Source organism: Streptomyces sp. NPDC101165, assembly GCF_044768135.1.
GTDB lineage: Bacteria > Actinomycetota > Actinomycetes > Streptomycetales > Streptomycetaceae > Streptomyces.
This window is the reverse complement of record NZ_JBIWPG010000001.1, coordinates 315230-327668: the sequence shown is the minus strand read 5'-3', so window position 1 is coordinate 327668 and position 12439 is coordinate 315230. Positions and strand designations below refer to the sequence as shown.

Below are 12439 nucleotides of genomic sequence, written 5' to 3'. Positions count from 1 at the left end.
CGACACGGTCCTGACACCTTCCGCGGTCGGCCGGCTGTTGATCCCCGGCCGACCGCGGTCGCGTCCCGCGTACGTTGGATCCGGCAGACGAGGAGACATATCGAGTGCGGTCCCTGATCGCCCCGGAGCGCGTCGCCAAGCACGCCGTCTCCGACATCACCTTCGACGTCGCCGCGGGCGAACTCCTCGCCCTGCTCGGCCCGAACGGCGCGGGCAAGTCGACCACCATCAAGATGCTCACCGGCATCCTCACGCCCACGTCCGGCGAGGCACGGGTCGCGGGCGTGATGCCGTACCGGGAGCGAGAGCGCAACGCCCGTAACATCGGTGCGGTGGCGGTGCACCGTGTGCGGATCAGCGGGCGATCGAGATCGCGAAGGGCGCGAATCCGCTGGACCGGATCACGTGCGGTACGAACAGTATTGCGGCCTCCGTGGCGCGGGCGGTTTGGATCCCGCCGAGATCGGTGATCCACTCCTTGCGCCAGCCGAGGTTGATGAGCAGTTCACCAACGGTCTGCTTGGCCTGCGGGTCGTCGCCGGAGAGGAAGACGTCGGGCGCCTGGGTGAGCGTGGCCGGCGCGGTCATCACCGGGAAGAGCATGGTGTTGAGTGTCTTGACGACGCGCGTTTCGGGGAGCGCTTCCTGGAGTTGCTCGGCGAGGCTTGAGCCGGGGTAGATCAGGTGGGCAGGCAGTCCGTCCGGTCCGTCGACGGTGGCGTTGGAGACGTCGACGAGAATCTTGTCGCGCAGTTCCTCGCGCAGGGCGACGAGCCGTTCCAGCGAGCCGGCGCCCGGGGTGGCGTTGATGACGATCTGGGCTGTCCGGGCGGCGTCGGCGGCGGCGCCCGGCGCACGGTCCGCCACGGTCACCTCATGCCCTGCCCGGGTGAGGGCTGTGGCCAGGTTGCCGCCGACACGGCCGTTTCCGAGAACTGCGATCGTGGTCATGATGATCTGGTCCTTCCGTGCGTGCAGTTGTGGTGCGCGGTCAGCGTGAGAGCGTGGCGACGGCCTCGGCGTGGACGCCGGGCGCGGCGGCCAGGAGGCTCTCGCTCTGCGGGGTCCAGGGGCGGCCCTCGGCGTCGGAGATCTGTCCGCCGGCCTCGGTGACGAGCAGCGCCCCGGGCAGCAGGTCCGCGCGGGCGCCGGCGAACTGCCAGAAGGCGTCGATCCGGCCGGCGGCCACGTTCAGCAGGTGCAGGGTCGCGGGCACGGCGGTGCGGACGACGAGCGCGTCGAAGAGCATCGCGGTGATCGAGGAGCCGACGCGCCGCACGACCGTCTCGTCCTCGTCCGGCCGGGCCTGGCTGGTGGCCACGATGCTCAGACCGAGGTCCGCGGTCGGGGAGACGTGCAGCGGTCGGCCGTCGAGGTAGGCGCCCGCGCCGGTGAGCGCGGTGTAGGTCTCGCCGGTCAACGGCAGGTGGACCGCGGTGAGCACCGGCTGGTTCTCACGCACGAGGGTGGCGGTCACCGCCCACTCCGGCAGGGCGTGCAGGTGGTTGACGTTGCCTTCGGCCGGATCCACGACCCACCATTCGCCGGACGGCAGCGCCCCGCCGTCCAGCTCGTCCTCCACCCAGCCGGCGTCCGGGCGCAGGCGCGTGAGGCGGGGGCGCAGGATGTCGAGGGCCGTGTCGTCGTTGGCGGCGAGCGCGCGCATCAGCTCTTCGCGGGTCTGGTGGCGGACCACCTCGCCGAAGCGCTCGCGCAGCGCCGAACCGGCCGCGCGTACGGCGATCGCGGTCTGGCCGAGCAGGTCGGCGTCGGAGGCGGCGACGTCAGTGGTCTGAAGCGTTTCGGACATGGTGAACTCCCTTTTGAATAGGAGGTGATGAGGCCGCTCGGGCCGAACTGTGCGCTGTGTTCTGCGCTCTGGCCTCGAAGGTATACAGCCCCTTGATTAACTTCAAATGCATGTAAAGCACGGCTAGGATTACTCACATGCAATTGGATTTGAACCTGCTCGCCGCGCTCGACGCGCTGCTGGAGGAGGGCAGTGTGGCCGGGGCGGCCGCACGCATGCATGTCACCGCCCCCGCGATGAGCCGGAGTCTGGGCCGAATCCGGCGCACGACCGGGGATCAGATCCTGGTGCGCACCGGCCGCACGATGACCCCGACGCCGTATGCGATCGCCGTCCGGGAACAGGTGCACGAGCTGCTGCACCAGGTCCAGGGGGTGCTGGCACCGAGCCGTGAACTCGATCTGGCAACGTTGGAGCGCACTTTCACACTCCGTTGGCATGATTCCCTGGTCGCCTTGAGCGGCCCCACACTGCTCTCGGCCGTGCGCGAACAGGCGCCGGGTGTGCGTTTGCGCTTCGTCGCGGAATCGAGCATCGACACCCCCGAGTTGCGGCGCGGCGAGGTGGACCTGGAGGCGAACGCCAACCGGCCGAGCGCGCCGGACATCCGTGCCGAGAGCGTGGGCGAGACTCGCCTCGTCATCGTCGTGAGGCAGGGGCACCCCCTCACCCGCGTCAGGACCGTCACCGCAAAGCGGTACGCCGCCGCTGAGCACGTCACCGTCTCGCGACGTGGAAACCTCGGCAATGCCCTCGACGACGCCCTCGCACGGCTCGGCCTCACCCGCCGCGTGGTGGCGACCGCGCCCACGGAAGCGGCCGCGCTGGAGTTCGCGCGCGGCTCCGATCTCCTGATCTGCGTCCCCGAAGCCACCACGCGGTCAGCGGTCGCCGACCTCGGCCTGGTCGTGCTCCCCCTCCCGCTCGAACTGCCGTCGGCACCGATATACCTGTCATGGCATCAGCGCTACGACACCGACCACGCCCACGCCTGGCTGCGCGGGCTGGCGCGAACCGCGCTGGCCATGTGCGGAACGTCGTCGTAGTCGGCGCCGTCCGGCCGCTTCACCCATACGTCCACGCGACCACCTCGATGCCGCACGGCCGGCCCTGTTCGGACCCGCATCAGATCACCAGCCCCCGGCGGTAGGCGTACACGACCAACCTGAACGGGGTCGCGAAGCCCGAGTTTGCCGAGACTGCAGGACACGAACGTCTTGACGGTCTCCTGGCTGCCTCCACCCCAATGCTGCCGGCCCGCTGCCGCCACGCCTCCGTCCGCTCCCTGGAGCGGTACGCACGCCCCAGCGTCGGCGCGGTCGCTCGGCACGTCGCCGAACGCGGCGGCGATCTGCTTCAACGTCAGCAGCGGCTTGTCCGTGCGGGTGCCGGCCGTGGGGGCGGCCAGACCGACGCCTGCGGCTCACGATCGCGGATCTGTGGGCCCTGCTCACTCGGTCGGCTCCTGGCCGGTGAGCAGGTTGAGCAAGCCGGCGGGGGCGTTGTCGCCGAAGATGAGCTGGTGGTTCTTGTCGGATTCGGCGGCGAACCGGGCGCTGCGGGAAAAGAGAGCCTGCTCGTACTCCGCAAGGGCGGCTTCGATGTCGTCGGGATGTGCGGCGATGGCTTTGCCGAGTTCGGCGCCGTCGAGCATGGCGAGGTTGGCGCCCTCGCCGGCGAACGGTGACATGAGGTGGGCGGCGTCGCCCAGCAGCGTCACTCCGGGAACGCGGTCCCACCGGTGGCCGATCGGCAGGGCGCTGATCGGGCGCGGGGCGAGGGCGGTTTCCCCGTCAGTGATGAGTGCGATGAGTTCAGGAGCCCATCCGGTGAATTCTGCCGCGACCTGGGCCGCCGCCGTTTCGGGACTGGCGAGGATGGCGGCGATCCATTCCTGCGGTTTATTGAGCGCGACGTAGGTGTGCAGAACGGCGTCGGCCTCTCGATGACTGAGGATCCCCTTGCCAGTCGTGACGGCGAACAGGGAACCGTCGCCGGCGGCCTTGGCCGCTGCGGGGTGGCGCTGGTCGGCGTCGTACAGGTAGGTCTCGATGAACGACGTGCCGACGTACTCGGGCTTCGCGTCGGAGAGCAGCGGCCGGACCCTCGACCAGGCGCCGTCCGCGCCCACGAGGAGGCCGGTCGTCACGGTCGGCCCGTCGGCGAACGTCAGCTCGTGCCTTCCGTCTCCGAGGGGGCGGACACTGGTGACTTTGTGTCCCCACTGGATCATCTCGCCGGGCAGCGAGTTGATCAGGATCCGACGCAGGTCTCCGCGGAGCACCTCGGGGCGCCCGCCCGTGCCGTCGTCGGGCTGGTCGAGCAGGACCGCGCCGTGCTGGTCGAGCACGCGCACGGCCTCGCCGCCTTCGTGGATGATCGCGCGGAACTCGTCGGTGAGGCCGGCCGCTTCGAGGGCGAGCTGCCCGTTGTACTCGTGGATGTCGAGCTGGCCGCCCTGCGTGCGGGTGTCCGTCGATGTCTCGGCTTCGTAGATGGTCGCGGGGATGCCGTGCAGGTGCAGGACCCGGGCGAGGGTCAGGCCGCCGAGCCCGGCGCCGATGATCGTGGCGGGAGTGGTCATGGTGGTTTCCCTTTCGGCTGGTCACGCTCTACTCGGGTACAGTGTTCGCAGTAATGGTGGCACGATAGCACTACTGCGAACAGTGAGCGCAGTAGCGAGGAGGGAAACCCGATGGACGACGCTCACACGGTGGTCTGGAACCGGCCGGAGCGGGCCGCGAAAGGCCCCGCACCCTCACGCACCCGGGCGGAGATCACCGCCGCCGCCATCGCGATCGCCGACGCCGAGGGCATCGAGGCACTGTCCATGCGGCGCGTCGCCAAGGAACTGGGAACGGGCACAGCCTCGCTCTACCGCTACCTGGCATCCAAGGACGACCTGCTCGACCTCATGCTCGACGCCGTGGCGGCCGAAGACGGCGGGCTGCCTGCCCCCACCGGCGACTGGCGCGGCGACCTGCGAGCACTGGCCCATCGCTCCCGGGCCACCATCCACCGGCATCCTTGGATGGCCTCCCTCGCGGCAGGGCGCCCATCACTTGGACCGAACTCCCTCGATGCCACCGAACACGCACTCGCCGCCCTCGATCCCCTCGGCTTCGACATCGACGTCATGATCACCGTCGTCAACACGCTGCAGGCATTCGTCCGCGGTTACGCCATTGGCGAGCTCGCCCAGCAGGAAGCCGTCCGACGCTCCGGAGTCGGCACCCAGGAATGGATGGACGCCCACGCGCCCTACCTCGACAAAGTCGTCAGGGCCGGGCGCCATCCACTCCTCGCCCGCGTCATTCGTGATGCCGAACTTCCTCACGCGGCCGACAGCGCCGAGCGCGGTTTCGAACTGGGACTCGAACGACTTCTCGACGGATGGGAGGCCAACCTCCCCGTCCGGCCCTGACGATTCGACAGCGCCAACTGGGGGTTCATCGGGGAACTCCGCACCAGCCCCTCGACGGCACCCTGGGCGCGCAACCTGGGCAGCTCGTTGGTGACGGTGAGCTCGTCGCGCTGAAGGTCGTCCGCCACCCCATGATCACGGCCGAGATGCGCGACGGCCACTCGGTCACTCTCCGCCGCTACTGGGCCCGTCTGCAGCAGCGAGTCGGTGCTGCAATTCGAGGTGCCGGAACTGGTGGACGGCACCGACCCGCCGGAGCACACCCCGGTCGTAGGCGTCCGCGAGGAACGCCATGAGGTCATACGGCAGTCCCTGGCGCAGGGCCAGATAGCAGCGGGCAACCGCGTAGTGTCCCCAGGCAGCCTGTCGGATCCCGATGGCCAACCCGGTCAGGACGGCCGGGATCAGTCCGACCACGAACGCCCACAGAGGCCCGCCGACCGCCCCGGCGCCCCACACCCGCGTCGAGCCCGTCAGTACGGCGCACCAGCCCTGGAACCCGATGATCACGGCGCCGACGACGGCCGCGGCCGATACGCAACTGACGAATGTACGTCGGTCGTTGGCGAGCAGGGCTCGGCCGTCGATCGAGGTGCCCAGATCGACCGGGACGGCGCGCAGTCCGTGCACGAGCACGCAGGACACGGCGAACACCGCGCCGGTCTGCTCGGCCGACCAGAACGCCGCGAGCGAATCCGGCGGCGCAATGTACTCGACGCCGTCGCCGCCTGACAGGACATCTGCAAGCAGTCCTTCCAGCAGGATGCTGCCGCCGAGCAGCATGCCGACCAGGAGTCCGCGGCCGAGACCCCGCAGACTCCAGTGCCAGCGCACCCGGGCGGCCGGACAGGCGGGGTCGGCGAGCACGCCGTCCGCGCCCACCGCAGCTGCGGCCACACCATAGAGAAGGGCGCTGACCGTGCCGCAGCCGTTGCCGAACGCCGCCGCATAGCAGCCGGCGGCCACGACTCCGGCCGCCAGGGCCCGTCGATCCCAGTCGGCGGGCCGCCGCAGACCTGGCCGGCTACCGAAGGCGAAGCCGGAGATGATCGCTCCGACCAGGGCCAGTGAGGTGCCGTCGGCCACGCGGTTGAGCACGAGCGCAGCCGTGACGTCGGGCGTGACAACGAGAACGCACAGCACCATGACGGTGAAGCCCGCAGCGAGCCCGCAGGTCAGGCCGCCGCAGATCCCGGCCGCCACGACGCCGAGGCCGCCCCGCTCGTCCCAGCGCACCGGTACCCGGTCCGGGGTGAAATGGTGGGTCAATTCCATGATCAGACCCTCGAACAGCCAAGCCGCGATGCCCAGCAGCACTCCGGCCAGCACCTGGGGCAGCGCGGCAGGAACGGCGTACCGGAGCTTCCACCAGGCGAGTTCGGCAGCGCCGTCGCGTCCGCGCCCCGTGTATCGGGCGAGGAAGCGAAGGGCAGGGCGAGCCCGAGTAGCGCTCCACCGGGAGAGGCGGCCTGCGTGCGGCCGGTACGCGGCGTCGAGGAAGGCGTCGAGGAGGTGGTGCTCCACGGCCGTGCGGGTGCGTAGCCGCAGCAGTTCTCCGGGATCCGGCAGCCGCTCGTGCCCCTCTTGCGGGCGCGGGTTGTAGATGGACCGCGCCAAAGACACCATCAACGGGCTGGTCAGGGCCTGCCCCACCGGCTCGGCCGTCCCCAGCACCTGGGTCACCGTGCTCCAACGCCCGGCTGCCGGGGCGCCAGGGCCGCCTGCGTCCCGTTGCAGGTAATCCGCGACTTCCCCGGCGCCGAGAGGCAGGAGGTGGATGCCGGCCAAGTCCGCGAGCCGGGCGGGAACCGCGCCACGCGGCCGCAGTGCCGCACGGTACTCGCCCGGACGACTCGACAGGACCATGCCACAGCCGTACGGCAGGGCCTCGTTGACGCGGTGCAGGGCCAGCGCCCCCATCGCAGCCGGGAGTTCGTCGAACCCGTCGAGCACCGGCAGGACCAGCCGCCGTTCCAGCAGCAGGCCGGCCAGGGTGACCCGCCCCCCATAGACATCGGACGCGGGGGTACCGAGCTCCGGGTGGTCCTGCACGAGCCGACGCTCCATCCAGGTCCGCAGATCCAGCGCGGCGGGGTCCCAGGAGGCCAGCGAGAACAGAACCGGCACCGGCTCGTCGGCCTGTCGTCCTTCGATCAGCGCCAGCACGAGCCGCACCAGCAGGAGGGTCTTGCCCGACCCCGGCTCGCCCAGGACCAGCAGCCGCCGGGCCGTGACGCGCCGTGTGAAGACGTCGGCGATCTCATCGTCCCGGCCGGCGAGCCGCTGCGGGTCCGAGGCCTCGGCCAGGTCGCGGTCGGTGCCCTGCCAGGCGACGGGCAGCGGATACGGGTCGGCCAGGCGCCGTATCGCCGCCTCGGCCTCCCACTGTCGTCGTACGGCGTCGGCCAGCCTGTCGGCCGCCTCGGCGGGGCTCGGTGCCACAGCCGCCTCGACCCGGTCGGCCCGGTAGGCGCTCCAGGCCAGATAGGCACCGGCCCAGGTCGGCAGGATCGCCGCTAGCACGGACGCCGGGTCCTCCAGGTGCGGGGCGACCAGGAGCGCTCCTGCGGTGCCCGCGGCCAGCAGGGTCAGGTACACGATCCCGGCACGCCGCACCCGTGCTCCAGGGACAACACCGCTCATCCAAGCAACAGTTGCCTACGCGAGCCGCGACGGGCATCCGTTCGGAGCGTCGCCACACTAGTGGGTGAAACTGGATGAGTTGAACAGTTTTCCCAACTATCCTTCAAAACCTAACACGTTGGCATGAACATGGTCCCCATGCGACCCATGAGACGACTCCTCACCGCCCTCGCGGCCGGCGCCCTGACCCTCGCCGGACTCACCGCCTCCACCGGCACCGCCCAGGCCGCGACCTCCGGCACGTTCAACGTGCTCACGTACAACGTGGCCGGCCTCCCGGAGGGCCTCAGCTCCAGCCACCCGGCCACCAACACCCCGCTGATCTCACCGCGGTTGGCGGTCTACGACATCGTGAACGTCCAGGAGGACTTCAACTACCACGCGGCGCTGTACGCGGGCGACAACCACCCGTACCGCACGGCCACCAGCGGCGGCGCCGGTATCGGCGACGGTCTCAACACCCTCTCGAAGTACCCCTTCGAGGACTTCGAGCGGGTGAAGTGGAACGACTGCACCGGCACCAACTGCCTGACCCCGAAGGGCTTCACGCTGGCGCGGGTGCGTCTGGCCGAGGGCGTCTTCGTCGACCTGTACAACCTGCACCCCAACGCCGACGACACCGACGACGCCCTCGCCGCCCGCCGCGCCAACATCGCCCAGGTGTCGGCGTTCATCAAGGCCAACTCGGCGGGCAACGCGGTGATCGTCATGGGCGACACCAACACCCGCTACACCCGCGCCGGCGACAACATCCGCACACTCGTCGACGACAACGGCCTGACCGACGCGTGGGTGCAGCTGGTGAAGGGCGGTACGGCACCCGCGCAGGGCGCCGACCCGCTGCTGTGCCCGACGTCGGCTCCGCCGAACGACTGCGAGGTGGTCGACAAGGTCCTCTATCGCGGCAGCGACCTGGTCTCCCTGAACGCGACCCGCTACAACGACGAGTGGGCCACGTTCCTGGACGCCGGCGGCGGAAACCTCTCCGACCACTTCCCGCACACCGTCGGCTTCTCCTACACCCTCAGCCCGAAGCTCCGCGCGAGCGACTTCTTCGGCGGCCCGCACGGCAGCGCCTTCAACGACGCCGACGACCTCCCGGCCGCCCTCGCCCCCCGCACGCTGACCCTGCGCGGCGACGCCCGTCTGGACGCGGTCTCCCTCACCCACGACGGCGGCACGGTCCTCTCCCACGGCGGCACGGGCGGCACGGCGACCTCCCTGACCCTGGCCTCCGGTGAGCACCTCACCTCGGTGAAGCTGACGGAAGGCCAGAAGGACGGCCGTACCCGGATCTTCTCGGCCGCCTTCGGCACGGACAAGGGACGCACCCTCTCCGCCGGTACGTCCACCACGGACACCGCCACCTTCACCGCGCCGTCCGGCCGGCAGATCGTCGGCTTCACCGGCCGCTCCGGCAACGAGATCGACAAGCTGGGGGTGCTGTACGCGCCGATCAGCTGAGCGGGACATCCGCCCAGACCGTCTTGTGCACGCCGTCCGGGCGGAGTTCCACACCCCACTTCTCCGCCAGCGCCTCGACCATCAGCAGCCCGCGCCCGCCCTCGTCCGGCTCCCCCTGCGCCCGCATGGGGAGCCGTTCCACGCGCGCGTCCAGCACCTCCACGCGCACGACACCGTCCTCCAGCAGCAACCGGACGCGGAAGCCGCGCCCCCGGACCCGACCGTGTCGTACGGCGTTCGCGGCGAGTTCGGCGGTGATGAGGGTGACGGTGTCGCTCACCTCGCTTCCGTGTGCGAACCCCCATACATTCATCCGGTTCGCCACCAGTTGCCGCGCCTGCCGGGCGCCGTGCGGTGTCGCGCTGAAGAGCTGGGTGAACGTACGTTGCATGCCCCAACCGTCCCGCCGGGCACGGAAGTCGGCCAGCGACAGAACTCGTACGCTGCCCACTGTACGAGTTCACGCTCTGGACAGTCGCCGTGACGTTCCGTGACCCTTGGTCGACATGACCGACAGCACCATCAGCATCGAGCAGACCACCAACGAGCCCGAACCGTCCGACAGCCTGAAGGCGTTCGGCACGGCACACAAGGCCTTCCGCAGGCGGGCCGGTTACACGCAGGAGCAGTACGCGCCGCTGGTCCGATACCAGCCGGGGACGATCGCTTCCATCGAGCAGGGGCGGCGGTTTCCGCCCCGGGTGTTCGTGGAGCGGGCGGAGGAAGTCCTGGACGCGTTCGGCGTGTTGAAGGGGGTGTACAAGCACGCGACCAGGGAGAAGGGGCTGGCCTCGTGGTTCCGGCAGTGGGCGGAGCTGGAGGAGCAGGCGATCAGTCTGTACACGTTCGAGAACCGGTTGGTGCCGGGGTTGTTGCAGACGGAGGAGTATGCGCGAACGTTGTTCCGTGACCGAGTGCCGATGCTCAGCGACTCGGAGATCGAGGCTCAAGTAACCGCTCGTCTTGAACGCCAGTCGCTGCTGAGGGAGCGCCCCAACACGGCGTTCAGCTTCATTGCCGAGGAGCATGTGATCCTGCGGCAGACCGGCGGCGCGGAGGTCATGCGCGAGCAGATCGACCACATCCTGGAGGCGACGGAAGCGCGCAACATCGAGTTCCAGGTGATGCCGATGTCGCGCGGCAATCACGCGGGGACGGACGGCCCCATCCAACTGCTGGAGACTCCGGAAAACGAGTGGTTCGCCTACTGCGAGGGACAGGAGAACAGCCAGTTCCTCACCGACGCGAAGAAGATCAGCGTGCTTCACATGCGCTATGCGAAACTGCGTTCACAGGCTCTGACCCCGGAGGATTCCCGGAGCCTGCTGGAGCAGATGCGAGGAGCACTATGACCACCACCGAACCGGCCTGGTTCAAGAGCAGCTACAGCAGCGGCAGCTCCGGTGACTGCATCGAAGTCGCCACCTGCCCCACCACCATCCACGTCCGCGACTCCAAGAACACCACCGGCCCCCGGCTCGCCCTCGCCCCGGCCTCCTGGACGGAGTTCGTGGCGTTCGCCGCCCGCGACCGCGGGTGAGGCCGGAGCCTTTCAACCGCCGGGTACGTCTGGTCGTCGAAGTACGTGACGACCGGGACGAACTGGAGCTGGCGGACGGCGTGTTCGCCGCTCAGGGATGGCGAGTACGCCCGGCGCGGGACGGCGACGCGGTCAGCGCGGACGACGGATACTCCGCGCTGGTCGTCGAAGTCCCGCTCCGGGGCTCCCGCTTGACGGCCAGGTCGATGGCCTGCGAGCAGGTGACGACACTCGCCGCCCGACGGAAGCTGGACGTCTGGGTACGCGAGGCCAAGCTCGTACGTCCCAGGCCCGCCGAGCCGAACACGACGTACCACGTCCATCACAAGGTGCCGGACGGCGCGAGCCCCGCTCTGCGGTGGCTGGCCGAGCACTGGATAGCCGTCGGTGGGTGGGACGTACGCCATACCCTGCATCTGCGCGGCGAGTACACCGAAGAGCAACGCGACCGCGCACTGGCCGAGTTGAACGCGCGGAACATCGGCGGCTCCCCGTTCGACCCCGCTGCGCACGACATCCGTCGGGCGATCGGTCCCCGGCCCCGCGACGGATCGAGGGATCGACACCGTAAGGCGCTGCAGTTCGCCGTCATCGGCGTGGTCGTACTCGTCAGTCTCGCGTGCGGCATTGTCCTCGGGGCGTCGACCACGCCCTGGCGGTTCCTGGCACTGGCCTGGCCGCTCGGTATGTGCTGGCCGGTGGGCACGTGGGTGTCCGCCAACGAGCCCCGGCCGTGGCTCGTCCGGCTCGGGATCGGCGTGGCCCTGGTCTGGGGCCTGACCGCCTTCGGGTTCATGTGGGGGGACTCCCAGCCGGCGGGACCGTCCAGACAGTTCGCCGGGGTTCTCCTCACCCTGCTCCTCGGCTTCACGGTCTTCGGCCTCTGGTACGCCCTGAGCGAGTCCTGGTTCAGCCGCAACATGCAGTGGTTCCTGCCCGTACTCGCGGCGCCGTTGCCGTTCGTACTGCCGTGGGCCGGGTCGTATCTGCACTCCATGTACCTGGAGGAGCGCTTCGGGATCCCGGCCGACTCGGTGCACGTGGCCTTCTACTGGCAGTACGCCGTGGCGCTGCGGCCGCTCGGGCTGGCCGTGGCGTGTTCGCTGGTGCTGATCGCGATGGGCGGCTGGGCCCGTCACTTCAACCTCCAGACGGGGGCGAGCGGGCTCGTCCGATGGGTCCTGCCGTTGATGGTGCTGGTCTCGGTCCTGTCCGTGGCGATCGAGGCGCTGACCGGTGTGGACCGGGCCGCCGACAGAACGATCACGGACGCCACCGCCGGGAAGCGCTACCCGGCCGGGTACTTCGGCATCCGGGGCGAACTCGTCTGCGTCGAACCGCTCGACCCGAGGATTCCCGTCATCAACGGTCCGGTACCGACGACCCACCCGGTCCTCGTCTTCCAGGCGAGCGGTGACACCGTCTGGCTCTGGGACCCGGACCCGGCCCGGGGCGAGGACACGTCCCGCCATGCGCTGCGCGTGAGGGCGGAGGACGTGCAGTTGTCCGCCGCCGGCGGCAGGCGCTGCAGCGCCTGAGTGACCACCTGAACCTAGAT

The 12439-nt window shown here is 69.8% G+C and carries 11 protein-coding genes and 1 pseudogene; 7 read left to right on the top strand and 5 right to left on the bottom strand.

The genetic code is table 11. The features are described from left to right. Nucleotides 1-104 precede the first annotated feature (104 nt). Nucleotides 105-356 (top strand): annotated as a pseudogene (locus ACIRVH_RS01450) (ATP-binding cassette domain-containing protein); the annotation flags it as partial. Here the strand turns inward: ACIRVH_RS01450 and ACIRVH_RS01445 are convergent. Further along, nucleotides 355-951 (bottom strand): NADPH-dependent F420 reductase, encoded by a 597-nt coding sequence (locus ACIRVH_RS01445; RefSeq protein WP_403947245.1) that lies wholly within the window; start codon nucleotides 949-951, stop codon nucleotides 355-357. The pseudogene ACIRVH_RS01450 and the gene ACIRVH_RS01445 sit on opposite strands and share 2 nt — an antisense overlap. Before the next feature lie 40 nt (nucleotides 952-991). Continuing rightward, nucleotides 992-1810, bottom strand: coding sequence for an inositol monophosphatase family protein (locus ACIRVH_RS01440; protein ID WP_403947244.1), 819 nt, complete (start codon nucleotides 1808-1810; stop codon nucleotides 992-994). Between the two features lie 137 nt (nucleotides 1811-1947). Between ACIRVH_RS01440 and ACIRVH_RS01435 the strand changes: the two genes are divergently transcribed. Continuing rightward, the gene (locus tag ACIRVH_RS01435) at nucleotides 1948-2856 is read left to right on the top strand and encodes a LysR family transcriptional regulator (protein ID WP_403947243.1); all 909 of its coding nucleotides are present in this window, start codon (nucleotides 1948-1950) and stop codon (nucleotides 2854-2856) included. Nucleotides 2857-3260: 404 nt separating this feature from the next. On the opposite strand, the gene ACIRVH_RS01430 is transcribed toward ACIRVH_RS01435, so the two are convergent. After that, entirely contained in the window at nucleotides 3261-4394 is a 1134-nt protein-coding gene (locus ACIRVH_RS01430; protein WP_403947242.1) for an FAD-dependent oxidoreductase, read from the bottom strand. A gap of 111 nt (nucleotides 4395-4505) precedes the next feature. Here ACIRVH_RS01430 and ACIRVH_RS01425 point away from each other — a divergent pair, with 111 nt between their 5' ends. Beyond that, nucleotides 4506-5234, top strand: a complete 729-nt coding sequence (locus tag ACIRVH_RS01425; RefSeq protein WP_403947241.1) for a TetR/AcrR family transcriptional regulator C-terminal domain-containing protein — start codon at nucleotides 4506-4508, stop codon at nucleotides 5232-5234. Nucleotides 5235-5399: 165 nt separating this feature from the next. On the opposite strand, the gene ACIRVH_RS01420 is transcribed toward ACIRVH_RS01425, so the two are convergent. Next, the gene (locus ACIRVH_RS01420; RefSeq protein ID WP_403947240.1) at nucleotides 5400-7877 is read right to left on the bottom strand and encodes an NACHT domain-containing protein; all 2478 of its coding nucleotides are present in this window, start codon (nucleotides 7875-7877) and stop codon (nucleotides 5400-5402) included. Nucleotides 7878-8024: 147 nt separating this feature from the next. Between ACIRVH_RS01420 and ACIRVH_RS01415 the strand changes: the two genes are divergently transcribed. Beyond that, nucleotides 8025-9341: a jacalin-like lectin gene (locus ACIRVH_RS01415; RefSeq protein WP_403947794.1), complete on the top strand. Its 1317-nt coding sequence runs from the start codon at nucleotides 8025-8027 to the stop codon at nucleotides 9339-9341. Here the strand turns inward: ACIRVH_RS01415 and ACIRVH_RS01410 are convergent. Further along, nucleotides 9334-9732 carry an ATP-binding protein gene (locus ACIRVH_RS01410; RefSeq protein WP_403947239.1) on the bottom strand — a complete coding sequence of 133 codons (399 nt, stop codon included), beginning with the start codon at nucleotides 9730-9732 and terminating at the stop codon, nucleotides 9334-9336. The two genes, ACIRVH_RS01415 and ACIRVH_RS01410, sit on opposite strands and share 8 nt — an antisense overlap. A 115-nt stretch (nucleotides 9733-9847) precedes the next feature. Between ACIRVH_RS01410 and ACIRVH_RS01405 the strand changes: the two genes are divergently transcribed. From ACIRVH_RS01405 to ACIRVH_RS01395, 3 genes are read left to right on the top strand one after another with little or no spacing between them, the layout of a single operon-like run. Beyond that, a complete protein-coding gene (locus tag ACIRVH_RS01405) occupies nucleotides 9848-10693 on the top strand; it encodes a Scr1 family TA system antitoxin-like transcriptional regulator (protein WP_403947238.1) in 846 nt (281 codons plus the stop codon). Continuing rightward, nucleotides 10690-10881 carry a DUF397 domain-containing protein gene (locus ACIRVH_RS01400; protein ID WP_403947237.1) on the top strand — a complete coding sequence of 64 codons (192 nt, stop codon included), beginning with the start codon at nucleotides 10690-10692 and terminating at the stop codon, nucleotides 10879-10881. Before ACIRVH_RS01405 ends, ACIRVH_RS01400 begins: the two co-directional genes overlap by 4 nt. Then, a complete protein-coding gene (locus ACIRVH_RS01395; RefSeq protein WP_403947236.1) occupies nucleotides 10878-12419 on the top strand; it encodes a hypothetical protein in 1542 nt (513 codons plus the stop codon). Before ACIRVH_RS01400 ends, ACIRVH_RS01395 begins: the two co-directional genes overlap by 4 nt. Nucleotides 12420-12439 lie beyond the last annotated feature (20 nt).